21 protein-coding genes are annotated in these 25,112 nt (G+C 59.9%); 14 read left to right on the top strand and 7 right to left on the bottom strand.

Going from position 1 to position 25,112, the window contains the following annotated elements:
- Positions 1-240: 240 nt before the first annotated feature.
- A complete protein-coding gene (locus tag E1956_RS44120; protein WP_134760232.1) occupies positions 241-741 on the bottom strand; it encodes a MarR family winged helix-turn-helix transcriptional regulator in 501 nt (166 codons plus the stop codon).
- Positions 742-1,316: 575 nt separating this feature from the next.
- Here E1956_RS44120 and E1956_RS44115 point away from each other — a divergent pair.
- The 4 genes from E1956_RS44115 to E1956_RS44100 are packed head-to-tail and all read left to right on the top strand — an operon-like array spanning position 1,317 to position 5,514.
- Complete coding sequence (locus E1956_RS44115; RefSeq protein ID WP_134760230.1) at positions 1,317-2,312, top strand: amidohydrolase family protein; 996 nt, start codon at positions 1,317-1,319, stop codon at positions 2,310-2,312.
- A 28-nt stretch (positions 2,313-2,340) separates the two neighbouring features.
- Complete coding sequence (locus E1956_RS44110) at positions 2,341-2,835, top strand: cupin domain-containing protein (protein WP_134760228.1); 495 nt, start codon at positions 2,341-2,343, stop codon at positions 2,833-2,835.
- A 42-nt stretch (positions 2,836-2,877) separates the two neighbouring features.
- Positions 2,878-4,224, top strand: coding sequence for an MFS transporter (locus E1956_RS44105; RefSeq protein ID WP_134760226.1), 1,347 nt, complete (start codon positions 2,878-2,880; stop codon positions 4,222-4,224).
- Positions 4,225-4,248: 24 nt separating this feature from the next.
- On the top strand, positions 4,249-5,514 hold the full coding sequence (locus tag E1956_RS44100) for a citrate synthase (protein WP_167760351.1): 1,266 nt from the start codon (positions 4,249-4,251) through the stop codon (positions 5,512-5,514).
- A 42-nt stretch (positions 5,515-5,556) separates the two neighbouring features.
- On the opposite strand, the gene E1956_RS44095 is transcribed toward E1956_RS44100, so the two are convergent.
- Together E1956_RS44095 and E1956_RS44090 are read right to left on the bottom strand one after the other, a co-directional pair.
- Entirely contained in the window at positions 5,557-6,909 is a 1,353-nt protein-coding gene (locus tag E1956_RS44095; RefSeq protein ID WP_134760222.1) for an MFS transporter, read from the bottom strand.
- Between the two features lie 29 nt (positions 6,910-6,938).
- Positions 6,939-7,910 carry an amidohydrolase family protein gene (locus tag E1956_RS44090; RefSeq protein ID WP_134760220.1) on the bottom strand — a complete coding sequence of 324 codons (972 nt, stop codon included), beginning with the start codon at positions 7,908-7,910 and terminating at the stop codon, positions 6,939-6,941.
- Positions 7,911-8,248: 338 nt separating this feature from the next.
- On the opposite strand from E1956_RS44090, the gene E1956_RS44085 reads away from it, so the two are divergent.
- From E1956_RS44085 to E1956_RS44065, 5 genes are all read left to right on the top strand, one after another.
- Complete coding sequence (locus E1956_RS44085) at positions 8,249-8,692, top strand: MarR family winged helix-turn-helix transcriptional regulator (protein WP_134760876.1); 444 nt, start codon at positions 8,249-8,251, stop codon at positions 8,690-8,692.
- A gap of 231 nt (positions 8,693-8,923) precedes the next feature.
- Complete coding sequence (locus E1956_RS44080) at positions 8,924-9,715, top strand: class II aldolase/adducin family protein (protein WP_134760218.1); 792 nt, start codon at positions 8,924-8,926, stop codon at positions 9,713-9,715.
- A gap of 25 nt (positions 9,716-9,740) precedes the next feature.
- Positions 9,741-11,192, top strand: a complete 1,452-nt coding sequence (locus E1956_RS44075) for an aldehyde dehydrogenase family protein (RefSeq protein ID WP_134760216.1) — start codon at positions 9,741-9,743, stop codon at positions 11,190-11,192.
- 45 nt (positions 11,193-11,237) lie between these two features.
- The gene (locus E1956_RS44070; protein ID WP_134760214.1) at positions 11,238-12,623 is read left to right on the top strand and encodes an MFS transporter; all 1,386 of its coding nucleotides are present in this window, start codon (positions 11,238-11,240) and stop codon (positions 12,621-12,623) included.
- Complete coding sequence (locus E1956_RS44065; RefSeq protein ID WP_134760212.1) at positions 12,620-14,257, top strand: GMC family oxidoreductase; 1,638 nt, start codon at positions 12,620-12,622, stop codon at positions 14,255-14,257. Before E1956_RS44070 ends, E1956_RS44065 begins: the two co-directional genes overlap by 4 nt.
- Before the next feature lie 74 nt (positions 14,258-14,331).
- Here the strand turns inward: E1956_RS44065 and E1956_RS44060 are convergent, their stop codons facing one another.
- On the bottom strand, positions 14,332-15,264 hold the full coding sequence (locus E1956_RS44060; protein WP_134760210.1) for a LysR family transcriptional regulator: 933 nt from the start codon (positions 15,262-15,264) through the stop codon (positions 14,332-14,334).
- A gap of 157 nt (positions 15,265-15,421) precedes the next feature.
- Between E1956_RS44060 and E1956_RS44055 the strand changes: the two genes are divergently transcribed.
- From E1956_RS44055 to E1956_RS44040, 4 genes are all read left to right on the top strand, one after another.
- Complete coding sequence (locus E1956_RS44055) at positions 15,422-16,498, top strand: amidohydrolase family protein (RefSeq protein WP_134760208.1); 1,077 nt, start codon at positions 15,422-15,424, stop codon at positions 16,496-16,498.
- A complete protein-coding gene (locus tag E1956_RS44050; RefSeq protein WP_134760206.1) occupies positions 16,491-16,826 on the top strand; it encodes a metal-sulfur cluster assembly factor in 336 nt (111 codons plus the stop codon). Before E1956_RS44055 ends, E1956_RS44050 begins: the two co-directional genes overlap by 8 nt.
- The gene (locus E1956_RS44045) at positions 16,823-17,707 is read left to right on the top strand and encodes an alpha/beta fold hydrolase (RefSeq protein WP_134760204.1); all 885 of its coding nucleotides are present in this window, start codon (positions 16,823-16,825) and stop codon (positions 17,705-17,707) included. Before E1956_RS44050 ends, E1956_RS44045 begins: the two co-directional genes overlap by 4 nt.
- Before the next feature lie 451 nt (positions 17,708-18,158).
- Positions 18,159-19,238 carry a porin gene (locus tag E1956_RS44040; RefSeq protein WP_134760202.1) on the top strand — a complete coding sequence of 360 codons (1,080 nt, stop codon included), beginning with the start codon at positions 18,159-18,161 and terminating at the stop codon, positions 19,236-19,238.
- 55 nt (positions 19,239-19,293) lie between these two features.
- On the opposite strand, the gene E1956_RS44035 is transcribed toward E1956_RS44040, so the two are convergent.
- Positions 19,294-19,554 (bottom strand): hypothetical protein, encoded by a 261-nt coding sequence (locus E1956_RS44035; RefSeq protein WP_134760200.1) that lies wholly within the window; start codon positions 19,552-19,554, stop codon positions 19,294-19,296.
- A 260-nt stretch (positions 19,555-19,814) separates the two neighbouring features.
- Between E1956_RS44035 and E1956_RS44030 the strand changes: the two genes are divergently transcribed.
- Positions 19,815-21,932: a sigma 54-interacting transcriptional regulator gene (locus E1956_RS44030; protein WP_134760198.1), complete on the top strand. Its 2,118-nt coding sequence runs from the start codon at positions 19,815-19,817 to the stop codon at positions 21,930-21,932.
- 70 nt (positions 21,933-22,002) lie between these two features.
- Here the strand turns inward: E1956_RS44030 and E1956_RS44025 are convergent, their stop codons facing one another.
- On the bottom strand, positions 22,003-23,490 hold the full coding sequence (locus E1956_RS44025; RefSeq protein WP_134760196.1) for an aldehyde dehydrogenase family protein: 1,488 nt from the start codon (positions 23,488-23,490) through the stop codon (positions 22,003-22,005).
- Positions 23,491-23,796: 306 nt separating this feature from the next.
- Positions 23,797-24,723 carry an amidohydrolase family protein gene (locus E1956_RS44020; RefSeq protein WP_134760194.1) on the bottom strand — a complete coding sequence of 309 codons (927 nt, stop codon included), beginning with the start codon at positions 24,721-24,723 and terminating at the stop codon, positions 23,797-23,799.
- Between the last annotated feature and the right edge of the window lie 389 nt (positions 24,724-25,112).

The following is a 25,112-nucleotide window of genomic DNA, read 5'->3' as shown; positions in this document are numbered from 1 at the left end:
GCCGGTATCGCGGCTCGCCAAATTCAAGTGCGTGTTGCCCATGGCCTCCTCCTGTCCAACACGCGCAATGCGACGAGTGGATTCTGCTTCGAGCGCAATTGGTATCTATCGATATGGTATCGATGTATACTAATTTCCGTCAAGAGATCCGTGCGCCTCACCTTCAGCGTGCAGTCGAATCAATCTGGTGAGGCTCGATCGGGGGAAGCAACGTATGAGCGCTGCGTTGGCGACCAACTGCTATTGAAGGTTGGTCAGCACCTGTAGCAGTGATTGACGGAAGTGTCCAATTTGTTCTCGGGAGAAACCACGGAGTGCTTCCGAGTCGATTTGCGAGGCCAGTGGCAGTAGGTCTGCCTCCAGTCGCCGGCCGGTCCTGGTCAGATAAACGTTCCAGCGACGCTTGTCGCCATTGCTTCTCTCGCGACGGATCAGTTCCTTTTTTTCGAGCGACTCCAGCACCGCGGTCAGGGCAGCTTTTTCGACATGAAGCCGTTGCGCCAGTTCGACCTGACTATAGCCGTCCTTGCGCCAGAGGGCGCGCAGCGCAGTCCATTGGGCAGGCGAGATGTCGTACGGGGCAAGGTGCTCGACCAGCTTGCGGACAAAGGCCCGGTGTACCTGCCGGATTACAAAGCCCAGCGCCTCCGATTGCAGGACGACGGTTTCGTCGAAAAGTGGCGCACCGGTGCCTTCATCGCTTTGCGAGTGGGTCGGGATAGGGCTTCTGGTAACAGGCATGGTCCGTGTTCAATGAGTGCTTCGAGAGCGGTCGGCCGCCGGGCGTGCCATATCGGCTGCGTGGCCCACCCGGCGAGCAGCACGATAGCTGGGCTGACAGCAGATAGTAATCCACCCGACCACTCGCCAGGAGGACTTTTTTGGCGTGCGTGGTTGCTGCGTCGCGAACGGAGTTGCGGACGTTCTCATCGTCACCCATGCAGGAGGCGCAGCCGGATAGCTAGCGGCAGCTTCATTCATTCTTCCACTAAATGGAAATCAATTTTTCCGCGACCGCAATTTTCTCCGTGCGAAACGGTCCTGTTGCTAGCAAAAATTTGACGACTGGAAAATATAATGATATGAAGTGGCAGATGGGCGCGAGATCGTGCAAATCATAGGTGAATTTACGAACACGGAGGCCAAGGTCACCGATTCGATGCGGAGGCGATGTCGTTGTGGGAACGAGCGCCTCCTGAAAGAAGCATAGTAATCCTGCGTTATGTGAGGGATAGCTATACAAGACAATCAATCTTGAACTTTCGTAGGCGATGTTTACCATGGTCGGACACTACGAACTTCGAGCCCATTGACCTATGAAAGTCGACATCCATGCGCACTTCATCCATCCAGTGTTCTTCGATGCGGTAATGAACCTTTCTGGGGTGTCCGTCCGCACGATCGGAGATGGCATACAGGAGGTCCGCCGGGGCGATACGACCCTGCTGCCACGTCGAGATGCCTGGTTTGACCCGGAGCACTGCATCACGGACATGGACAGGAAAGGGATAGACGTTCGCGTTTTGTCTCTAACGGCTCCAAATGTGCACGCGTTTTCGCCGGATGCCCAGGTGGAGCTGGCTCGCGCAATTAACGACCAGGCATTTGCCGCATGTCGAGCTCACCCATCTCGCTTGCGCGCGCTGGCGTGTCTCCCACTTGCTGATCCTCTTGCGTCGTTGAAAGAACTGGACCGCGTGAGCGAGGACCCGATGTGCGTCGGGATCACGATGGGTTCGAGCATCGGCTCGACGCCTCTCAATCACGCGTCGTTAGAGCCCATCTGGAGCCGCATCAACGCGCTGCGCTTGCCCGTTGTCGAACACCCGATGCACCCGGAAAACACGGATAACCTGAACGAGTATGAATTGCCAATCCGTGTGGGATTCATGTTTGAAACGACGGTCGCGTTGACGCGAATGATCTATGCCGGAATCTTTGAGCGCTACACCGATTTTCCATACGTCGCCGCCCATACGGGGGCCGCGGTCTTGATGCTCCTCGAGCGCCTGGACAACGGGTATCGGATATTTCCCGACTGTCGAAAGGACATCAGCCAATTGCCGAGCGTGTACGCCAAGCGCCTCTATTACGATACCTGCTCGTATGGGAAGGCGTCGTTGATGCTTGCGTTGGACACCGTTGGAGCCGACCATGTTCTGTTCGGAACCGATTACCCATTCATCGATACCGGTAGCGAGCATGTCGATGCACTGCCCATTTCTCCTTCGGATCGCCGCAAGATTCTCGGAGAAAACGCCGTGCGCCTGTTCGGGCTCGAAAAGATGATCGAGGCAGGCGCTGGTCGCTAGATTCTTAAACCTATCCGGGAACACCGCCATGTTCAACACAAAACCTGATATTCGGCGAATCGTGACTTCGCATGATGCTGATGGACAGTCAGTTGTCTGGATTGACGGAGTGGCGACGAACAGTAAGCGCCCAACTTCGAAAACCACGACGACCCTCATTTGGGCGACGAACGAGACGCCTGCGGACTTCTTGAGTGGAAACGATTCAGGCGAGCAGGAGCTGGGCGTCCCGCCACCTGCATCCGGGTCTCGTTTCAGTGTGGTGGAATTCGAGGTCGGAAACGAACCCCATGGCTTACATCGTACCGACTCGATTGATTATGTGATCTGTCTCGCGGGCGAACTTGAACTGGTGCTGGATAGCCAGACGGTCAGGGTCAGGCCGGGGGATATTGTCGTACAGAGAGGCACCCGTCACGCATGGATCAACCGCGGTACCGTGCCGGCCCGGATCGCAGTGGTGCTCATTGATGGAAAGCCAAAGCGGATTGGTTCACTTTCCGGAGCGCAGTTCGCCCCGTGAAATGTGGCGGCAGTCGGGGGAGACCTACATTAGAGAGTAGCAATGGAAAAGAATGACATCCGAAGCTTGATCGATCGACAAAGTCGCAACCCGTTGCGCCTTTCGGTAGCGACTCTTTGCTTTCTTGTGCTGCTTTTGGATGGATACGAACTGAATCTGATCGGCTACGTGGGGCCTGCGCTCCTGCATCAGTTCTCGATCAGCAAAGGCGCAGTTGGCCCGGTAGCGTCTGCTGGGCTCTTCGGCTATATGCTGGGGTCTGTCTTGCTCGGCAACATGGGCGACCGATTCGGGCGCAAGCCCATGATCGTGTTGGGGACGTTGCTGTTCGGCACGCTTACGCTCGCTGCGGTCTGGTCCCACTCTTTGAATGCTTTCATCGCAATGAGGTTTCTCGCAGGAATAGGTTTGGGCGGGGCCGTACCGAACGCAATTGCCTTGAATACCGAATTCGCCCCTGAGCACTCGAGGGGGTGGACGATCGGACTCATGTTCGTGGGGTACAGCCTTGGCTCTGCCGCACCAGGGTGGGTTGCCGCGGCATTTCTCAGCCATTACGGGTGGCGCGGCGTCTTCTACGTGGGTGCTTTTGCGCCGATGCTGGTTGCGGCCCTCATGATGGCACTCCTTCCAGAGTCGCTGGAATACCTTTACGGAAAGAGGAATGTGCAAAAACTGCACGCCCTGCTGAAGCGGATGAACATCGATCTTCCGATGGGGATGCCCGAGTTCGGTGGAACAAACATGGCCGCAGGCGGAGCTACACCGCTTCAGCTGTTCCTGAACGGTCATAAGGGGAATACGTTACTCGTCTGGGCCGCCTTCGTATTCTGCCTGATGGGCAATCTATTCGTGATGGTATGGGCTCCGATTCTCTTTACCGGATTCGGCATCGAGCCGGGCCGTGCCGCGCTGATTGGGGCCATGTGGCAAACGGGTGGTGCTTTGGGCGCATTGGCGATTACGCGCCTGCTGGATCGGTACGGGATGCCGGTCGTTGCATGCGCGATCTTCATGGCGATGCCCTGCGTCATGCTGAACGGCAGTGCCGGCGCGCCAGAGTCGATGTTGCTGGTGATGAGCTTTGTCGGCGGGGCGCTCGGCTCAGGAGGCCAGGTTGGGCTTAACGCGATCGCGGGAACGATCTATCCGACCAATATTCGATCGACTGGCGTCGGATGGGCCTTCGGTGTGGGGCGCGTGGGCGCCATTCTCGGTCCGATGCTCGCGGGCGCGTTGCTGGCAAGGAACACGAATCCGCGGATTGTGTTTATCGTCATGTCGTTTTCGTTCGCAGTCGCCGCGTTATCGGTGGCAATGATGCATCTGCGAACGACGACAAGGGCGAAGCTGACCGCGAGCCGACCCGTGCGAACCTCTGGGCCTTGAAGAAAGGTGGGAAGAATGCAGACAATGACGACTGACGCCAGTGCCGAACCGCCAGATTACATGACGCGGGACGAGGCATTGGCCGCGCTCGGTATCAAAGCGCCCACCTTGTATGCGTACGTAAGCAGGGGGCAAATCGAGAGCAGGCCAATTGCAGGCTCGCGTGCAAAGTTATTTTCCCGCCGGGATATCGAGCTATTGCGGAGTCGTTCAGATGCGCGGTCCGGTCTCGCGCCGCGCGGCCAGACTTCGATGAAATGGGGCGAGCCGATCATCAACACTGCGGTGACGGAACTTACGCAGGACGCTCCAAAATATCGCGGGCGCGACGCAATCGAGCTCTCGCGCAGTGGATGCACGTTTGAGGCAGTTAGTCAGCTCTTATGGTCTGGTGAGATGCCGGACGAGCGTCTGGTATGGAACTATCATGCCCCCACGCTGAAGATCGACCGGTTGGTTGAATCATTGGGCATTGCGACGCCTCCGGAAGATGTGCTCAAGCTGTTTTCGATTGTGGTGCTCGCTTTGGGCCTGCCTCAGGCCGGGCTGGACGAACCGCGAGAAGGCGACTCATCGTTCGCCGCTCGGCAAATTCTTCAGGTGCTGAGTGGGTGTTGCGGATACTTGTCTGCGGCGGGGCGTTTTGTCGAGCCAGAAGCGGGCGAGTCTATCGCCAGAATCGTCTGTCGCGCGTCTGGCGTCTCGCAGTTGGATCGAGTGGCGGCATTCGTGAATGCCGCGCTAATCATTTGCGCTGATTTCGAACTCACGCCCGGGGCTTTTGGGGCCCGGGTCGCGTCATCGGCAGGCGCGGATATCTTCGCCTCTATTGGCGCTGGAATTTGCGCGCATTCGGGCGTGTTGACGGGGCGCGGCGCTGATATGGCGGAAGATCTTCTCATACACGCGGGCGATCTTTCCCTTCAGAGTGAATCCGTTACGTGGCGCAAACACGGACGCAAGATGTTTGGATTCAATCACACGCTGTTTCCGAAAGGCGATCCGCGCGCGCTCGCACTGATCGATTTGGCGAAGCAGGCCGATCCGGCGTCCCCTGCTACCAGAAAGGCACTAGCGTTTCTGAAAAATGCGATTAACCAATACGAAGCCTATCCCGGGTTGGCGGTGGGCCTCGCTGTTTTTTGCGCTGCACTCGGTCTCCCGCGAAAATCTGCGAGTGCGTTGTGGGCCATTGGTCGGACCGCCGGGCATATCGCGCATATTCTCGAACAGCGAGCCGATGGTTCGGTTCTCCGGCCACGAGCGCGATATGAAGCCAGCAACAATTGAAGCTTGCAATCTGCTGGAATCCGATATCGTGTCCGCTGGAAATCATGCCCGGAACAGGCGGTCGCGAGACATGAGCAAGAGCATGAATGATGCGAGCAGCGCGGGTAATGCGGCCGCAGTGAATAGCTGCTGCGCGTTCCAGTGCAACTGCATCAGCCCTCCGGCGACTACCGGCCCGACGATCGATCCCGCACGGCCAACCCCCAGACTCCAGCCGACGCCCGTTGCGCGCAGCGTGACGGGATACAGTGTTGCCGACAGCGAGTTGTTCGCGGGTTGTCCGCCGACGATGCCGAAACCGCTAATGGTGACGACAGTCAGCAGCAACACCAGCGACACCGAAGCGGCGCTCGCCATCGAGACGATCGCTGCCGCCGCGAGCAGATAGCACGGGCCGAGCACGCGGAAAAAGCCCCAGCGGTCGATCAGCGGCCCCATCGCAAGTGTCCCCGCCACGCCGCCCACTTGCAGCATCGTGCCGATCAGCGCCGCGTCGGCAATGTTGTAACCGAAGTCGGTGGCAATGGTCGGCAACCAGTTCGCGAGGAAGAACAGATTCACCATGTTCATAAAGTTGACGCCCCATTGCAGCAGCGTCAGACGCGCGCGGCCGTCCGCGAAAAGCGCCGTGACACGGCTACCGGCAGGCGGCCGCTCATGCGACACGTAGTGCGTCGCGGCATCGACAGGAAGCTCCGGCGCGATGCGGCGCAAGATCGCCGCGAGACGCTGCCTGCCGCGCCCGCTCGCCACCATGAATTGCATCGACTCGGGCAGCATGACCACCATCGCGAGGGCGATGACAATCGGCACCGCGCCGCCCACGATGAACACCGTGCGCCACCCGGCCAGCGGAATGAGCATCGTCGAAAGCACGCCGCCGAGCACCGCGCCACCCGTGAAGCCGCAAGACACCCACATCATCAGCGTGGTGCGGCGGCGTATCGGACTGTATTCGCCGGCAAGCGCAATGGCGTTGCCCATGATGCCGCCGAGCCCGATGCCCGTCACGAAGCGCAGAACGAGCAGCTGCGACAGCGACGAAGCCAGTGCTGTCACCAGCATGCACACGCCAAGAAAAAGCGAACACCCGATCAGCACGGGCCGGCGTCCGATGCGGTCTGCGAGCGGCCCCATCAGCAGCGAGCCCGGCAGCATGCCGACCAGGCTCGCGCCAAACACCGGGCCCATTGCGACACGGGAGACATGCCACTCGCGAATCAATGCAGGCGCGACGAAGCCCATCGACTGCACGTCGAAGCCGTCGATCACCACGCACAGCGCGAGCAGCACCATGACCACCACCTGGAAACGCCCGACCGGACGCGCGTCGATGACGGCGGCGATATCGACGGCGCACGGACACGATGCACCGCCGGCAGAGGGTTCAGCCATCGTCCCCGACGACTGCTGAAGGGCGCGCGTCATGACAGGCCGAAGAGACGCCGTGCGTTGTCGCGTCCGATCTTGCGGCGGTCGAGTTCGCTGATTTCGCAGTGATCGAACCAGCGCGCCGCGTCTTCGTGCTTCTCGAACGGATAATCGACGGAATACATGATGCGGTCGCTGCCGACTTCGAGCATCGTCGACAGCAGCGTGGGCGTGCGGAAGTTGCCGCTTGTCGTGATGTGGACGTTATTACGCAGATAGTCGCCGATTTCGCGCTCGCACGGCATACCACGACGGCCTTTGCGCAGGATGTGATCGATGCGCCAGACATTGAACGGAATGCCTTCGCCAAAGTGCCCGAGAATCATCTGCAATTGCGGATGCCGGTCGAACAGGCCGCTCGACAACAGACGCAGCGCGTGCATGCTGGTCTCGGCCGCAAACGCCCACGTCGGTCCGGTTAGCCAGTGGCATCCGTCGTAGATCGGCTCGCGCGATGCGAGCGGATCGCGAGGGTGCATGTAGAACGGCTTGCCGAGCGACGCTGCGGTGGCCCAGAAGTCGGCGAAGCGCGGATCATCGTAATAGACCACCGTGTTCGCGTCGTCGACCTGCGAGAAACCGTTCACGAGGAAGCCGTGAAAACCCAGTTCGTTCACGCAGCGCTCGAGCTCGCGTGCAGCGCGCTCCGGGTCTTGCAAGGGCAATGCCGCGAAGCCGCCGAAGCGAGTCGGATGACGCCGGACCTGCTCGGCAAGCACGTCGTTTGCGCGCCGCGCCACGTCTACGGCGCGATCCGGATCGGGAATGGCCTGCACGGCAGGTGAATTCAGCGAGAGGATCGAGAAAGCTGTGCCCCACTCGTTCATCTGCTCGATGCGCTGCTGCTCGAAGTCGAGCAGGTTTGCGCGCAAGTGCGTCCAGACCTCGGGTCGTGCATACACCTCGGAATCGGCGATGGTCTGGTCGATGGCAAAGTGTTCTTCGAGAGCGATCTTGTCTTTCATGATATCCAGATGGTAGCGAAGGCGCGCAGCGCATCGGCACGCAAGATAGGGTAAGGGAAATTAATTGAAATTGCATATAATTGTTGGTGGAGTGTATACGTAGGAAATCAAACCTCAACTCGGGATTACCCGAGAAAGCACGCAAATTCACGCCGAATTGCGTACGACATTCATGCCCCGATTAATGACTGAAGAATGTCGTCAGCCTGCTATATACTTGCAATCGCAAATAGATGATGGAGTGACAGATAGTGAAGAAGCAGCATCCCGCGAGGATCGCGGTTGGTCATGATCTGCAGCGCGCCGTACCGTACCTCGTTGCCCGTGCCGGAAGCCGCATGGGCAACGCATTTTCGAAAGCGCTCAAGCCGTACGGCCTGAGCTTGAGTGAATGGCGTGTGTGCGCGTCGCTCGGGAATGTGCCTCATCAGAGGCTCTCCGAGCTCGCTCCGCAGGCTTGTGTCGACATGTCGGTGCTCTCGCGCATAGTGGACCGACTAACTGCACAGGGACTCGTGTCCAGGGAACGCAGTTGCAACGACGGCCGAGCCGTTCAACTGGCGCTGACCGAGAAAGGTGCCGCGCTGACGCGCGAGATCGTCCCGCTTGCCGAACACTACGAGGCCGTTGCGTTGAACTGTTTCAGCGCTGCGGAAGCCGAGCTGTTGCGTGAATGGCTGGTCAGGCTCTATGACAACGCAGAGCCCCTGGACGACTTGCACGTCGATGCCGAGTCGACGCCGCCCGGACAGCCACTTGCGGTTCCGGCGCGCGGTGATTAGAAAGGAAATCAGATCGAGTGTGCCACTCAGAGACGGGGAGGATGCGTGCCGTGTACGCGAAGTCGTTGCCGCACGCGTCGTAAAGATAGCCGGATGACTATGGATTGATGTCGGGATTTGAATTGGAAGGATAGACGCTCAACCCCTAAGATTTTCTTCATTCGCTGGAGCAGTTCGACGCCTCACGCCGTGTGACCGAATTCGACAGCTCAAACCCGAACGAAGGATCTTATGTTGACACTTGGACTGAACGAGCCCGGCACGCTTGTCTCCAAAGCCGCCGATACGGGTGAGGCGCGCTCGCCTGAGAGCGCGTGGATCGACGATCTCGTTGCCGCCAATCGCATCCTGTTCGACCAGGGCATCGTCGATGCGTTTGGCCACGTCAGCGTGCGCCACGAACACAATCCCGCGCGCTTTCTGCTCGCCCGCAACATGGCACCGGGAACGGTCGAGGCGAGCGACATCATCGAATTTGATCTGGACGGCAATCCGCTCGACGCGCGCGGACGCGCAGTCTATCTCGAACGTTTCATTCATGCGGAGATATACAAGGCGCGCAGCGACGTCATGGCGATCGTTCATAGCCATTCTCCTTCGGTGCAGCCGTTCAGCGTCACCCATGGCGTCACGTTTCGGCCCGTCTGCCACATGTGCGGCTTTCTCGGCCGAGGCGCGCCGATCTTTGAGATTCGCGACCGCGCAGGACATGCGACGGATCTGCTGATCCGCAGCAACGCGCTTGGGCGCTCGCTCGCCGAGGCGCTCGGCGATGCGTCGATCGTGCTGATGCGCGGTCACGGCTCGACCGTGGTCGGGCCGTCGCTCAAGCATGCGGTGTATCGCGCGATTTACGCGGAGACCAACGCGAAGCTGCAAAGCGAAGCAATGCGGCTTGGCCCCGTCACGTACCTGAATAGCGACGAAGCCGAGGTCGCCTGCCGCAACGTGGAGACCCAGATCGAGCGCCCGTGGGCGCTGTGGAAGGCGCGCGTCGCGAATGGTCTCGCGAAAACGGCATGACGGTACCTCCTGCAAGGGCAATCCAATGAGCAACGAAATCATCGAAGGCTATCTGCTGATCGACGGCGAGTTAGTCGAGAGCGAAAGCGGCAAGTGGGCCACCGCGATCAATCCGGCTAACGAGGCTGTGATAGGCCGTGCAGCGGACGGCTCGCGCGCCGACGTCGCTCGCGCCGTGGATGCCGCGAGCCGGGCGTGGCCCGCGTGGGCGGAACGCACGGGCGAAGAGCGCGGCGAAATCCTGCGCAAGTTCGGCGACCGGCTCGCCGAGCGCGCCGAGGAGATCTCGCGCATCGAGGTGCTCGATTCGGGCAACACCTATAAGCCCACGCTGATGAGCATCCACGATACGGTGCGCAGCTTGCGCTATTACGCGGGGCTCGCCCATAGCATCAAGGGTGAAACGATCCCGTCGACGAACCGCCACCTGCACATGACCGTGCTCGAACCGTACGGCGTCGTGGGCCGCATTGCCGCGTTCAATCATCCGGCGATGTTCTCGGCGGCGCGCACGGCGTCGGCCCTCGTGGCCGGCAATACCGTCGTCGTCAAGCCTCCTGAGACGTCACCGCTCTCGGTGCTAATGATGGGGGAGATCGCGCGCGAAGTGTTTCCGCGCGGCGTGTTCAACATCGTCAATGGCTCGGGCACGGAAGTCGGCGACGCGCTAGTTCGCCATCCCGACGTGAAACGCCTGGCGCTGATCGGCTCGGTGTCGACAGGCCGGGTGATTCAGCGCAGCGCGGCGGAAGTTGCCGTCAAGCATGTGACGCTCGAGCTCGGCGGCAAGAATCCGATGATCGTGTTTCCCGATGTGGATCTCGACGCCGTCGCCGAAAGCGCTGTGCAAGGCATGAACTTCACGTGGCAGGGCCAGTCGTGCGGCTCGAACTCGCGCCTCTTGATTCACGAGGAGATCTACGAGGCGGTGCTCGCGAAGGTGGTTGAGCGAGTCGCCGCGATCCGCCTTGGCGACCCCATGTCGCCGGACACCGGGATGGGACCGATCAATTCCCGCAGGAGTCTTGATCATGTGCTGAGCTTTTTCGATCCGGCGGAAACCGCCGGCGCACGCCTGATGAAAGGGGGAAAACGACCTGCCGGCGCGCAATTCGAACGAGGCTTCTGGGTCGAGCCGACGGTTTATGCGGACGTCACCCCCGGCATGCGGCTATGGCGGGACGAGGTGTTCGGTCCGATTCTGTCGGTCAGTAAATGGCGTTCCGTCGATGAAGCCGTCGCGCTTGCCAATGACACCGACTACGGCTTGTCGGCCGCGATCTGGACGCGTGACATCAACCACGCGCTGAACACGGCGAAACGTCTGCGCGCAGGCAGCATCTTCATCAACGGCAGCAATACGCACTTTCTCGGCGTGCCGTGGGGCGGTTTCAAGAACAGCGGCATCGATCGGGAAGAGGGTGTCGAGGAGCTCTACAGCTATCTGGAAACCAAAGTCATCAATGTCTTGCTCTGATTGTCCCGCAGACAGACAACGAACCACATGGCGCGAGGAGATCCCATGCCTGTTGCAGTGGAAATCGATGTTGCGGATGTCATGAACAAAGGCCGCATGGGTCCGTTTCAACTTGTCACGCTGGCGCTATGCGCGATGTGCATGATCGTGGATGGATTCGACGTGCAGGCGATCAGCTACGTGGCGCCTGCCATCGTTCGCGAGTGGCATATCGCGAAGGCGAGCCTGGGCCCGGTGTTCAGCGCGAGTCTTGCCGGCATGCTGCTCGGCTCGCTTGCGTTCACGCCGTTGGCGGACCGGCTCGGGCGGCGCCCCGTGCTCATTGCTTCGACATTGCTGCTCGCGGCGTTCACGGCAGCAACGCCGCTTGCGGCATCCGTCGGCCAGTTGATCGCGTGGCGTTTGCTGGCCGGGCTCTCGCTCGGCGCGATCATTCCGAACGCGGTTGCGCTGGCGTCCGAGTACAGCCCACCGAGCATTCGTGTCAGCGTGATGATGATCGTTTCGGTCGGCTTTGTCCTCGGTGGGCTGATCAGCGGAACGAGTGCCGCGTGGCTGATCCCGGCCTTCGGCTGGCACGCGGTGTTCTACGTCGGGGCTGTCGTGCCGCTTCTCAGCGCGGCGCTCATGGCGGTCGCGCTGCCGGAATCGATGCAGTTTCTCATCGTGCGCCAGCGGCACCGGGAGAAGGTGCGCAAGTGGCTCGCACGTGTCGATCCGGCACTCCCGATCGGCGAGCACACCGTGTTCGTCGTTCGCGAGCGCGCGAATCCGGGCTCGCCCGTACTCAACCTGTTCCGCGACGGCAAGGCGATGGGAACGCTGCTGCTCTGGGCGATGAACTTCTCGAATTTGCTTTGCGTGTTCTTTCTCGCTAACTGGCTGCCGCTCCTGATGAACGACGCCGGACACTCCACGTCGCTCGCTGTCATGGCGGGGGCGGCGATGTGGTGCGGCGGGATCGCGAGCAATTTGCTGCTCGGGCGGGTCGTCGAGCGGTTCGGCTTCACCGCCGTGCTGACGTGCAGCTTCATCGCCGCCGGTTTGGCGATGGCCTCGATCGGCGAAGTGCGCGGCGTGGCGTGGCTCGCGCTGGCGGCCATTTTCGTCGCGGGATTTTGCGTGCTCGGCAATCAGACCGCACTCAATGCATTGGCGGCGACTTACTATCCAACGTCGATCCGTGCGACCGGAATGGGTTGGGCGCTGGGCTCGGGACGGCTCGGCTCGATCGTCGGGCCGGTGGTCGGTGGCGTGCTGTTGCGGCTCAGGTGGCCGACCGAGCAGCTCTTTTTCTGTGCCACGATTCCGCTGGTCGTGGCCGTCGTGGCGGTGTTGATGTTCGACCGGCTCAGCCTCCCGGCCGGGCAGGACGCGCGCGAGCAATTGGACGGACGCGCGCCCGAGGCACTCGACGGAGGTGCCCGATGAGCGCGGGCGACTTCGACTATGTGATCGTCGGTGCGGGATCGGCCGGTTGCGCACTCGCCTATCGTCTGGGCGCGAACCCCGCCCTGCGCATTCTGGTGATCGAAGCGGGCGGTCCCGACCGCTCGCCGATCATCAAAGTCCCGCTGGCATGGGGACTCATTCTCAAGCATCGCTGGTATGACTGGGGGTACTTCACGGCGCGCGAACGCGGCATGGACGAGCGCAGCATCGAGTTCGCGCGTGGCAAGGTGGTTGGCGGCTGCTCGTCGATCAACGGCATGGCGTATGCACGCGGGATGCGCGAGGACTACGACGGCTGGGCCAATGATTTCGGCGTGCCGGGCTGGTCCTTCCGGGACGTACTGCCCTATTTCAAGCGCTCGGAGGCATGGGAAGGCGGTGAAAGCGAGCTGCGAGGCGGCAGCGGCCCGTTGACCGTGACGCGCATGAACTACCAGGACCCGCTCGTCGACGGCTTTATCGAGGCTGCCGCGCGTTGCGGCTATTCACGCAATGATGACTACAACGGTGCCTCGGCTGAAGGGTTCGGCCCCATGCAGGCGACCATCCGCGACGGGCTGCGATGCAGCGCGGCGCTCGCTTATCTGCGGCCCGCGCTCGCGCGGCGCAACGTCGTGTTGATGACCAACGCGCAGGTCCGTCGCGTCCTGCTCGACGACGCACCCACCCCGCGCGCGATCGGCGTCGAGTACTGCTGGAAAGGGCAGCGGCATGTCGTCAACGCGCGCCAGGAGGTGCTGCTGGCGGGAGGCGTGATCAACTCGCCGCAACTCTTGATGCTCTCCGGCATTGGAGATCCTGCGCAGCTCGCCAGGCACGATATTCCCGCGCGCGTTTCTCTGCCTGGCGTTGGCCGAAATTTGCATGATCACATCGTGTTCGATCTGCGCTGGAAGAGACGCGAGCCGGGACCCTTGCATCGGATGATGCGGGCCGACCGGATCGGCTTCGACGTAATGCGCACTGCGTTATTCGGTGACGGCATGTCGAGCAAGATCCCGGCCGCCGCAGTCGGACTCATTCGCACACGCGCCGCGCTCGCGCTGCCTGACGCGCAGCTGATCCTCGCGGCAGCGCCGATGACGGCTGGGCCGTACCTTACTCCCTTCAAGAAGGCCTATGTGGATGCGTTTGCGATCAAGGGCGTCTTCCTGACGCCGCAAAGCCGCGGCCAGGTCAGCCTGGCAAGCGCGGATCCAGCTCGTGCTCCTGTCATCGAGCAGAACTTCCTGGCGAGCGAAAGCGATCGCGAGGCGGCGCGCGAAATGTTCAAGCGGATGTCCGAAATCGGTGCGCAGACATCGATGCAGGCGTTCATCGCCGATGAGATATCGCCGGGCAGGGGGCATATCGACGACGCACAAATTGATGCGTTCATTCGCCGGACCGCGATTACGCTTCATCATCCAGTCGGCACGTGCCGCATGGGAAGCGAGCGCGATCCGCAAGCGGTACTCGATGCCCGGCTACGTGTGCGAGGGGTGAACGGATTGCGTGTCGTGGATGGCTCAGCCATGCCGCGCATCGTGCGTGGCCCGACCAATGCGCCGATCCTGATGATGGCGGAGAGGATTGCCGACGATATTCTTGACCACGAGCCTTTGCGCGCGTGATGGCGCCGTCACATTGAACCCCTGCCGCGACAGCACCAGACGATCTGCGCCAGGGTTGGCACGCGAAATTCGAATCAGTCGTTTTGAAACGCCTTCTTGTTACGCAAGGACAGGACCTGCTGCATGAGCGTCGCTTGAAAAGGCGAAAACGCCTTGTCCTTGCGATGCACGAGAAAGATCGGAAGCGACATCGCAATACCCGGCGTGCGAACGATGCGCAACTCGCCGCGCTCGACGTCCGCGCGAATCGACGATTCGAGAAAGAAGGACAGCCCTAGATCCTGCTTGACGAGTAGCTTCTGCGCTTCTGCGTGGCCGAATTCGAGGATGACATTGCGGGTGTCGATACCGCACGCGCGCAGCTGCGCGTCTTCCAGTTCGCGGCGCACGAGATTTTGCGGCGCGCTGATGAAGGGCAGCGTCTTCAGATCGTCCGCTTTCACGGATGCGCCAACGAGCTTGCTTCGCGGCGCGCTCACGAGAAGCAGCTTTTCGTCGAAGAGCGGCTCGACTGTCAAACCGTCGCGATTCTCGGTGGGATGCATCACGAGCACGGCGAAATCGCACGCGCCCGTGCGTGCGGCATCGAGCGCGGCCTGTGGGTTCGATAGCTCCGTGCGCACGAGGCCGTCAGGATGGGCCGCGTAGAAACTCGCGATGATCGGGGGCAGCAGATAGGTCCCCACCGTCATCGACGCGGCGATCACTGCGCTGCCGGCCGTGCCTTTCTCGAAACCGGTCAATTCCCGCTCCATCTCGCGCGTGCGCGTGACGACGTCGCTCGCCCATCGATAGACACGTTCGCCCGCTTCCGTCAGGCCGATGTTGCGCCCAACGCGCTTCAACAGCGTGACGCCGAGCTTCGCCTCGAGGCCGCGGATATGCGCGGTCACGACGGGCTGAGTGACGCACAGCAACTCGGCCGCGCGCGTGACGCTCTGCAGTTCCGCTACGAGGCAGAACACCTCGAGTTTCTGGAGCGTGAAGTAAGGATCGAATCCGCGCATGGTAGTCGCAAGGATAGCCGGGTGACTATGGAATGATGCCGAAATTTGAATTGGAAGTATAGACGCTCACCCCCTAACATTTTCTTCATTCGCTGGAGCAGTTAGACGCCTCGAACTCGAATGAAGAATCTTATCCGGGCTGACAAGGAAACGAGTAATGATTGATGGAATTCCCGTAATTGACGCGGTTATTCACGCCTACAACATGAGCGAAAGTAATTTCGCGAACCGGTTCGCGAAACCGCTTTGCGATCTTGTTTACCACTCTGTGACCGGTACTGCCCGGCCAGGCTATGCGCCAACCGCTTCACAGTTCTACCGTGACTGGTCAATTGAGGAAACAGTCAACCAGGTTTTTGTGGAAAGCGACACCGATCTCGCTGTCTACCATGTGCTGCCCATTTACTCGTTCAAAGACGGATTGTGCAGCCTTGACAAGGCAATCGAGGCACAACAACGCTGGCCTGATCGCGTGATCACCTACTGCGGCGTCGACCCGCTGGCCGGGCCGGCAGCCATGGACGAACTGGAACGACAAGTCGAGCTTCTCAATCCGGTCGGTCTCAAGCTCTATCCGAATAGCTGGCTTGGGAGCGAGATTCGCGGCTGGAAAATGGACGACCCGGAAATTGCGTTTCCGCTTTTCGAACGTGCGCAGAAGCTTGGCGTCAAGGTCGTCGCGGTACACAAGGCTCTTCCGCTTGGTCCCGTTGAGATGGAGCACTACCGCATGGACGATATCGACCGCGCCTGCATGGCGTTTCCCGACCTGAACTTCGAGGTCGTCCATGGTGGCATGGCATTTCTGGAGGAGACGGCGTGGCAGCTGGCCAGATTTCCCAATGTCTACGTGAATCTCGAAATCACGTGTGCGTTGATCGCAACCCGACCGGCGGCTTTCCTGCACGCGATGGCGGCCATGATCGGTCCGGGTGGACAGGCGGCTATCGACCGTATTGTTTGGGGGACAGGCGCGATGGCATTCCATCCGCAGCCGCTCCTCGAGTCGTTTGTCCGCGAATTTTCGTTTCCGGAAGAACTGATCGCAGGCACGGGACTTCCGCAAATCGACGTGGCCGCCAAACGCAAGATTCTGTTCGAAAACTATGCGCGAATGAGCGGCGTCGACCTGAACGCGCGGCTGGAGAAAGTTAAGGGCGACGAATTTGACCGTGCAAAGGCACAGGGTCTGGCAAAACCTTTCTCGACAGTTCGGGAGGTCGGTCATGCCTGATCGGGACGACGTGCGCCGCGCCCTGGAGCGCGTGGTGGATCCATGTTCGATTGCGACGGGTATCGGAATCAGTCTGGTCGATATGGGGATGGTTCAATCGATTGAAGTCAATGCCGGAATCGTCCGGGTAGTGCTGAAGCTGACCAGCCCGGTTTGCTGGCAGGGGGCCAACATTATCGAGCGGGTAGAGAACGTAGTTGGTGAGTTGCAGGGCGTGACGTCCGTTGAATGCGTACTCGACGCGCAGGCTCAATGGATGCCGCAGGACATGAACCCAGCCGCGCAGCAGAAGCTGCGTAGCGTAAGACCTCTTGAGGTGGTGCGATGAGCGAGGCGGAAGTGGTCGGGCAGGTCAGTGTGCCCGCAGTGGAGAAGCGTTACCAGAGCAAATTCATTTCGGTCGACGGTATGCGGACGCATTACCTCGAGGCAGGCGAGGGCGAGACGATAGTGCTTCTGCATAGCGGGGAGTTTGGAGGCTGTGCGGAGATCAGCTGGGAATACCTTATTCCGAAGCTGTCAAAGTCGTATCGCGTTGTTGCTCCTGACTGGCTTGGTTTCGGGAAGACGGCAAAGATTCACGACTTCGACGGCAAGAGGGCGCGAATGATCTCGCACATGGCGAGGTTCCTCGAGACGATGGCCATCGAGCGGGCTCATTTCGTGGCGAACTCCATGGGCGCCACCTACCTGCTGCAAATTGCGGCCGAGCTACCTTGCCGGTTTCCCGTCGACAAGCTGGTGGCGATCGGCGGCGGCGGGTTCGTTCCGGCCAATGCGGAGAGGCAGCGACTGCTCGACTACGACGGAACCGAAGAGTCGATGGCGCGAGTCCTCGAGGCCATTTTCGAGGATCCGGTCTGGTATCGGGACCGGGCATACGTGCAGCGCCGCCATGCCTTGAGCATCGAGCCTGGCGCATGGGAAGCGGTTGCGGCGGCTCGTTTCCGCTCTCCCGTCGAGAAGAATCAGCGATCCGAGTTTGGCAACGCTGACCTTACTCCGTACCAGAATATATCGCGGCCTACGCTCCTGATTGCTGGCGAACAGGACCGTTTGCGCATGCCCGGTTTCGCAAAGGAACTGGTCACGAAGATTCGCGGCGCTGAAGCCTTGACGATTCCCGATTGCGGACATTGTGCAAACATCGAGAAGGCCGATGTGGTGGCCGAAGCGATATTGGCGTTCCTTGGGCGCTCGCAGGCGTAACAAGACGGAACGCCGCAACGTTTCAACGGCACGTGAAGTTCCCGCACCGTGCCTTCTGTGGTCGCGCGACTGCTTCGGAATTGACAGAACCAGGGGGATTTCCCCGCCAGGGTCGGCGCCTCATTGGCGCCGGCCGTGGCTTATCCAGTATTTCGTGAATAAATATTAGGAATACGAATAAAAAATTAGCTCTCGTTAGCTGTGCGGAGGCTTGCCAGAATTCCGTCGAAGATTTTCGCTTCGGCAATGGTCGGCGGTCTGTCGTATGCGGTGTTTTTTCTCAACCCAGCGGGCGTCGCACGGACAACGTCGGGCCGCCTGCGATTCAGTGTAGCGAGTTCATGAATGGCACCCCGTCGCCAGCTTCAGGCCTGGTATAACCCGGTGCCGTACGCGTCGCGACAGCTCAATTAGAAAAGCGAAAACGGTGCAATGGGTAAGGAGACAGGAAATGCGTCATGGAGGAAGATTTGCATTGAAAGCTGCTGCCGGCGTTGCAGCCGCGTTCTTCGCGGGTAGTGCTCACGCACAGAGCAGTGTCACGCTATACGGTGCGCTCGACACCGGCGTGCTTTATACGAGCAAGACCGCCGGCGCAACCGCGGGCCAGAATGCCGGCAAGAACTTTTCACTGATAGAGGGCGGTCTCACGCCTTCCATATTCGGCCTGACCGGCACGGAGGATCTGGGCGGCGGCCTGAAAGTATCGTTCAAGCTGGAAAGCGGAATCAATCCCGCGAATGGGGGGCTAGCCGACTGTAATGGGAATCTCTTCGGCTGCCAGGCGTGGGTCGCGCTCGACAACCAATACGGTACGCTCAAGGCAGGTCTGCAGTACTCGCCATTCTTCCTCGCGCTATATGAATCGGATCCGCGAGGTTTCTCCCTGTTCGGCAGCAGCGTTGTGAATTACGTCGATAACGCGCTCGCCACTGGCGCCTTCAGCCCGAATTCGGTGTCTTACACGAGCCCGGAATTGGCCGGCTTTCAGGGCAGCGTAATGTATTCGCTGGGTGGCATTCCCGGCGATTTTCAGGCCGGACGCCAGTACTCGGCTAGCCTCAAGTACGAACTCGGCGGCTTCATGATCAACGCCTCGATCTTTGACAGCAATGCGGGCGGCAATGCGCAGACGCCGGTGCAAAGCGCGCTGGAATACGAGGGACGGACGATAGGCGCCGCGTACAAGATTGGCCCGGTCACAATGAAACTGTCGTTCGTTAATTACAAGGTATCGGGTTCGTTCAACAATAACGTTTACGGTGGTGGTCTCGACTATCTCGTGACACCGGCGCTCGACATGAACGCAGGCGTGTGGGTGACGAGCGACCGTAACCAGACTGCGAATCATTCGGTGCTGGGTGCGTTGGGCGCCACGTACTTCATGTCGAAACGTACCTCGCTGTACGCCCAGGTTGGCACGGTCAACAATCGAGGCCTGATGAACACGGGTATCTCGCTCAACGGGGCGTTGTACGGGGCACAAGGCACGACGGTGGCTGCGCTCGTGGGCTTGCGCCACACCTTCTGATGAAACCAACGAAATTCAGGCATAGTGCCCCTTGCTCATCGAAACAGGCTGATCATCAGCGGGGCTCCAGGGACGAGATCCAGGTACGCACGTACGCTGGACAATTGCGCAGTACAATGCCCTGTGCCTCGCACCTCCGCAGGAAGCGGACGGCTTCCGTGTCCACCTGGACCAGGCTCTTGAGATCCAGCGCGATTACACGGTCCGCGGGTTCATCGGCAAGCAGTGAGGTCAAAACGTTTACATTGTCGGCCCGAAGATCGCCGATCACGCCCAGCAAGATGCCGCCGTTGGCGAAACGTTCTATCTTGAGCATAGGTCGTCGCCTTGGGGTATGGTATTGAACGGCGCTTGCCACAAACGTTGCAAGTACCGCGCCTGCTGCAAGGGGCCGAGTTTAAGGGTTTGTGCCTGGCTGAGTCGTGGCGACGTCTCGCTACTGGAGATAGGCCGGATAACAGCGCATCAAAGCGGGAAAGTGAGTATTGTGTCAACGGTGCTGGCTCGTCAGGACGGGATGGCGAGCGCTTGAACCGCTGGTAATATCTCACCGGACGTCGAGCAGTCGGATAGATCATGAACGAATCGCTGCAAGCCAGTCTGAACCTGATTCCTGCTCATGCATGGTACGCGGAGCCGTCGGGCAACGTTACGTTTCTGAATGGGCGATGCGCGGATTATCTGGGTCTCGCAAAGGACCATCCGCTAAGATCAGGTATCGAGAACGATTCGGCGTGGGATGCGCATATCGCGTTCCTGCATCCGGACGATCACGCCGAGACTCGCAGAATCTGGTCAGGGTGCGTTAAATCCGGACGTGCTGGGGAAGTGGCGTTTCGGGTGCGAGGCGCAGACGGCGCATATCGCTGGTTTCTCAGCCGCGCTGAACCTCGTTGTGCAATCGCCGGTGAACTGGTGGGTTGGGTTGGCCTCAATCTCGAGATCGAAAAGCAAAAACAATCCGAGCTCTCCCTGGCGAAAGGAGAACGACTTACGCACTTCGGCACCTGGGTCTTCTATCCGTCCGGCTTTGAGTACTGGTCTTCCGGCTTGTTTGAAATCCATGGGCTCGAGCCGTCGGCCAAGGCACCAGGTATCGAGGAGTACATGGCGCTTGTGCACCCGGAGGATAGGGATTTCGTTGCAAATGAAATCAAGAATACGGTTGTGCAAGGCAACGCGTTTAATTTTACCAAGAGGATCTTACGGCCCGATGGATCAATCCGGCACATCCGTTGCGTTGGCACGCCGATGCGCCATGACGGGACTTCCCGGGGGTTCATCGGCGCTGGCATAGACGTGACTGAGCAGGTTCAGCTGATGGATGCCCAGCGTTCGAGCGAGGAAGAACTCAGGCAGATCATCGACCTCTCGCCCCAGCATATTGGCGTAGTGGGCCCACACGGCGAGCACCTGTACGCAAACCGCACTGCACTCGCCTACATCGGCGCCAGTCTGGAAGAGTGGAGGCGCGGAGCCATCGGATACGGTGTCCATCCCGATGAGCGCGACAGATTTCGAAGCCAGTTGGAAAATGGCGCATCGGGCGACATGGAAATGAAGCTGCGCCAGCGTGATGGAAGCTATCGCTGGTTTCTTGCCCGGTTCAACCCGATATGTAACAACTCGGGCCAGCTGGTTCGTATGTACGTCACATGCACCGATATTGAGGATCGCAAAAGATCGGAGAACAGGTTGCTGCAGGAGAATGTCGCGCTGCGGGAAGAAATCGACAGGAAGTCGATGTTTGAAGAAATCATCGGAACGTCCCCGCCATTGATGGAGGTCCTTTCGTACGTGACCAAGGTTGCAGCCAGCGAATCGACCGTACTGGTGACCGGTGAAACCGGGACAGGCAAGGAACTCGTCGCGCGCGCGATTCACCGGCGTTCGGGCCGTGCCGATCGGGCATTTGTAGCGGTAAACTGCGCCGCCATTCCCCGTGAGCTGATGTTCTCGGAGCTGTTCGGGCACGAAAAGGGTGCTTTTACGGGAGCTACCCAGCGCCGTCCTGGCCGCTTCGAGCTTGCCGAGGGCGGGACGATCTTTCTGGACGAAGTGGGCGAGCTACAGGCGGACACGCAGGCTGCGTTGCTCAGAGTGCTCCAGGAGCGTGAATTCGAGCGTGTCGGAGGAAGGGAGCTCATTCGCGTCGACGTCCGTGTTATTGCCGCCACGAATCGTGATCTGGAAGAAGCCGTGGAGGCTGGAACCTTTCGAAACGACCTCTTTTATCGTCTCAATGTATTCCCTGTGGAGATGCCTCCCTTGCGGGCGCGTGGAGACGATATTGCGCTGCTGGTCGAGTATTTTATCCATCGTTATGCAAGAAAGATGGGCAAGGTATTTCGCCATGTCAACAAGCGGACACTGGATCGACTGAAGAGTTATCCGTGGCCCGGGAATGTTCGTGAACTGCAGAATGTCATCGAGCGGTCGGTCATTGTCTGCGATACCGAAGAATTTACGATTGACGAACGGTGGTTGTCGTCGCGACCGGCCGCCGGAAACCCAACCGCTCTTTCGAGTTCGCTCGCGGATCACGAGAGGACGATGATCGAGGAGGCCCTGCGTGCTTGCGGCGGGCGAGTCTTCGGATCTGCGGGCGCGGCGAATCGATTGAGCATGCCGCGGTCCACGCTCGAGTCGAAAATTCGCGCACTGGGAATCGACAAACGCCGCTTCCGGCAATGATCGGTGACCGGGTCATCGGCGTTGCCAGCGCCCGGACACCGGTCTCGCGGTCATCGAAATGATGGACGCCTCAGAACGGATACTGTCGCTGACCGCTATGCGCGCTGATCCAGATGACGTCCTGGAACTCTTTCAGGCTTTCCGGTCCAGTACGTCCCCATCCGCTATCGCGCACGCCTCCCATCGGTGCGTGGATTTCATCGTTCACAGTCGGCGAGTTGACGTTGACGATGCCGGCCTGAATCTTGGGGGCGAGCTCGAACGCCCGCCAGGTGTCGCCTGCCAGTATTGAAGACGAGAGCCCATACAGCGTGCGGTTGGCCGCTTCGACAGCCTGCTCCGGGGTGTCGACCACCTCGACGATCACGACCGGTCCGAATGTCTCCTCGTTTGCGATGGCCGCATCGGACGGCACATTGCTGAGAATGGTCGGCTGGTAAATCTGATTTTCGAACACGCCGCCCGTATGCAGCCTGGCACCTTTCGCCAATGCTTCCTTCACACGGTCGTCGACGAGCTTGACTGCGGCTGGCGTGATCAGCGGCCCAATGATCGTCGCGTGGTCCCGGGGATCTCCGGAGGGAAGTGTCTTTGTCCGTGCTGTGAACTTTTCCAGGAAATCATTCGCGATCTTGCGTTGAACAATGATCCGGCGCGTGTTCAGACAGATCTGGCCTTGATGGAAGAACGAGCCGAACGTCGCAGTACGAACTGCATAGTCGAGATCGACATCGTCAAGGACAATCAGCGGATTGAATCCGCCTAGTTCCATCGTCGTGCGCTTGAGCGTTTCGCCGGCCCGCCTCGCCAGCATCTTCGCGGTCTTGACGCCGCCTATCAGATTGATCACGCGGACATGCTGGCTTTCGAAGAAGACGTCAGCGATCGCGCCGGCTTCACCAGGCGCGTGGGTCACCACGTTGACGACGCCTTTCGGAAATCCCGCCTCCTCGACGATCTGCGCGAGGATCAGGCCTGCCGAAATAGGCGCGAGTTCGGACGGCTTCACGACGACCGTGTTGCCGGCAGCGATTGGTGACAGGACGGCTCGCCATGATAGTACGTTGGCCCCGTTCCAGGGCGTGAAGCTTGCGACGACTCCGAGCGGGCGGCGTACACCAATGGAGTGGGTCCCATGCGCGTTGCTTGCGAGGACTTCACCTTTCGGAAGGTACATCCAGCCGGCAGCCTGTTCGATGGTTGCTGCAACAAGATCTTGCTGGAAGGTGGCAAACGAGATCGTGCTGCCGGTTTCCACGGCGAGGATCTCGGCGATCTCGGCACGTCGCCGCTTCACGATCTCCGCAGCCCTGAAGAATAGCCTGGCGCGCTCGGCAGGCGTGGTTTCCGCCCATGCCGGAAAGGCTGCGGCGGCAGCATCAACCGCGATTGCCGCCTCTGCTTGCCCACCCGCCGCGACGCGCGCATACAACGCGCGATCATAGGGCTGGTAGACGTCGAAGAGCTTGTTGTCTTTGGCGGAGCGCCACTCTCCACCGGCGAAATATCGATACTCCCTGATGCCATCCACGTTTTTAACGCCACTGTACTCGGACATTGCGTCTCTATGAACGTGTCCCGTTTGCGCCAGCTCTCGTATGGTCAGACAGGCAGGATCGGCCGCAGCTTGATGCTCGCGTTGTTGCAGTGGATCCGGTTGCGGTTGCCCTAATACTCGAATGCTGCACAATCTTTCGACGTTCACCCGTTGTTGAACACATTGATCGTCTACACAGCGTGGATCACCCGGTCGGGATTCACGCGCATGTAGTCCTCGCAGTACGGTCTGCAAGGGGCAAGCTCCACCCGCGCAGTCCGCTTTTGCCTTGCTCGCCGACGCGATGATCGGGCGGCCCGCCGTGGCTCACAATCGACCGAGTAGACGTGCGGCATTGGTTCGGTAGACGGCGCTCATTTCGATTCCGGGCACGTCTATTTGATCCAGCACTGACCCGAATCGCTCGATCGCGGTTAGCGTGGCAAAGGGGAAATCCGTGCCGAACAGGATGTGATCCGGGTCGGTAACTTGCGCTAGCGCTGCCAGAGTGGAAGCACCTGCCGAAAGCGCGGTGTCGTAGTAGAACGACCGAATGGCGGCCATGGGATCACCATATTGCTCGACGAGGCCAGGCATCATGGAGATAGACAGGGACAACCTCGGCGCGAGGAAGGGCAGCGCGCCGCCGGCATGCGAAAGGATGAATCGCAGCTTCGGGTAGCGATGAAAAGCGCCCGAGATAATCAGACTTGCAGCGGTTCGGGTCGTATCGAACGGAAACTCCAGGACAGACGCCGGCGCAACGTCCGGTGTTTCGTAAGGCGGCTGGTTTGGGTGGATGAACGCCACTGCGCCCCGGCGATCGAGTTCCTGCCAGACTGGTTCGAACAAAGGGTCGCCGAGATAGCGCCCCCCGTAGCTGGTGAACACAATGAATCCATCGGCGTTCAGCGTATCGAGGCTGTACTCGATCTCTCGCAGCGATGCGTCCACGTCAGGCAAGGGAAGGCTGCAGAACGAGCCGAACCGGCCGGGATGGCGCGCCCTCAATTCCGCCGCCGCGTCGTTGCACTGTCGCAGCAGGGTCGCCGCATTGGGGAGAGGCGGTCCGGAGGACACGGATGCGATGCCTTCGCGGATGCCGTTGGCATCCATCATCGAGATGGCTGCCTCGGCTGACCAGGTGGGCGCTTTGCCGCCTGGCATCACGGACGCCAGCATATCCATCCCGACGGCATCCACATAGACCTTCGGAAAGATGTGGTGATGTGTATCGATCTTCTCTAAGTTCATGTTTCGTGATCCTTGGTGATGCACGATCTCAATCCGCACATGGGCCGATCAGGAACGGAGGGTGAAGTATTGATGGTAGGGACGACGCATAACCCTATGCAATTACCGGTCCAATTGGAGTGCGTTGATTCTCTTGACGATCCCTGCACTGCTGATTGACGAGACATCGTCAGTGGCGAGACGCCGTACAACACCCGCTGGAAATGCTATCTGGATCATCGCCAGAAGCGGCGTGTCTCGATGGCCAATGTACCCATTCCGTTTTGACGCTGAGGTCCTGATCAATTGTTGTATGAAGTCTCGCCATTGGCGGAATCACGTCAATCCGGCCGGGGAAAAACTAGCGAGTAATCAAAGAGTTGAATTTGGACCGGTTATTGCTCTGAAAG

This window comes from Paraburkholderia pallida (genome assembly GCF_004524855.1).
Lineage (GTDB): Bacteria > Pseudomonadota > Gammaproteobacteria > Burkholderiales > Burkholderiaceae > Paraburkholderia > Paraburkholderia oxyphila.
This window is presented reverse-complemented; position numbering and strand designations above follow the sequence as displayed.

Bases quoted from the DNA above. Each gene is read 5' to 3' on its own strand.
- E1956_RS44020 (WP_134760194.1), bottom strand. From the start codon at position 24,723: ATGAACTTAGAGAAGATCGATACACATCACCACATCTTTCCGAAGGTC.
- E1956_RS44065 (WP_134760212.1), top strand. From the start codon at position 12,620: ATGAGCGCGGGCGACTTCGACTATGTGATCGTCGGTGCGGGATCGGCC.
- E1956_RS44060 (WP_134760210.1), bottom strand. From the start codon at position 15,264: ATGCGCGGATTCGATCCTTACTTCACGCTCCAGAAACTCGAGGTGTTC.
- E1956_RS44080 (WP_134760218.1), top strand. From the start codon at position 8,924: ATGTTGACACTTGGACTGAACGAGCCCGGCACGCTTGTCTCCAAAGCC.
- E1956_RS44085 (WP_134760876.1), top strand. From the start codon at position 8,249: ATGGGCAACGCATTTTCGAAAGCGCTCAAGCCGTACGGCCTGAGCTTG.
- E1956_RS44045 (WP_134760204.1), top strand. From the start codon at position 16,823: ATGAGCGAGGCGGAAGTGGTCGGGCAGGTCAGTGTGCCCGCAGTGGAG.
- E1956_RS44025 (WP_134760196.1), bottom strand. From the start codon at position 23,490: ATGTCCGAGTACAGTGGCGTTAAAAACGTGGATGGCATCAGGGAGTAT.
- E1956_RS44050 (WP_134760206.1), top strand. From the start codon at position 16,491: ATGCCTGATCGGGACGACGTGCGCCGCGCCCTGGAGCGCGTGGTGGAT.
- E1956_RS44035 (WP_134760200.1), bottom strand. From the start codon at position 19,554: ATGCTCAAGATAGAACGTTTCGCCAACGGCGGCATCTTGCTGGGCGTG.
- E1956_RS44120 (WP_134760232.1), bottom strand. From the start codon at position 741: ATGCCTGTTACCAGAAGCCCTATCCCGACCCACTCGCAAAGCGATGAA.
- E1956_RS44070 (WP_134760214.1), top strand. From the start codon at position 11,238: ATGCCTGTTGCAGTGGAAATCGATGTTGCGGATGTCATGAACAAAGGC.
- E1956_RS44075 (WP_134760216.1), top strand. From the start codon at position 9,741: ATGAGCAACGAAATCATCGAAGGCTATCTGCTGATCGACGGCGAGTTA.
- E1956_RS44040 (WP_134760202.1), top strand. From the start codon at position 18,159: ATGCGTCATGGAGGAAGATTTGCATTGAAAGCTGCTGCCGGCGTTGCA.
- E1956_RS44100 (WP_167760351.1), top strand. From the start codon at position 4,249: ATGACGACTGACGCCAGTGCCGAACCGCCAGATTACATGACGCGGGAC.
- E1956_RS44030 (WP_134760198.1), top strand. From the start codon at position 19,815: ATGAACGAATCGCTGCAAGCCAGTCTGAACCTGATTCCTGCTCATGCA.
- E1956_RS44115 (WP_134760230.1), top strand. From the start codon at position 1,317: ATGAAAGTCGACATCCATGCGCACTTCATCCATCCAGTGTTCTTCGAT.
- E1956_RS44055 (WP_134760208.1), top strand. From the start codon at position 15,422: ATGATTGATGGAATTCCCGTAATTGACGCGGTTATTCACGCCTACAAC.
- E1956_RS44095 (WP_134760222.1), bottom strand. From the start codon at position 6,909: ATGGCTGAACCCTCTGCCGGCGGTGCATCGTGTCCGTGCGCCGTCGAT.
- E1956_RS44090 (WP_134760220.1), bottom strand. From the start codon at position 7,910: ATGAAAGACAAGATCGCTCTCGAAGAACACTTTGCCATCGACCAGACC.
- E1956_RS44105 (WP_134760226.1), top strand. From the start codon at position 2,878: ATGGAAAAGAATGACATCCGAAGCTTGATCGATCGACAAAGTCGCAAC.
- E1956_RS44110 (WP_134760228.1), top strand. From the start codon at position 2,341: ATGTTCAACACAAAACCTGATATTCGGCGAATCGTGACTTCGCATGAT.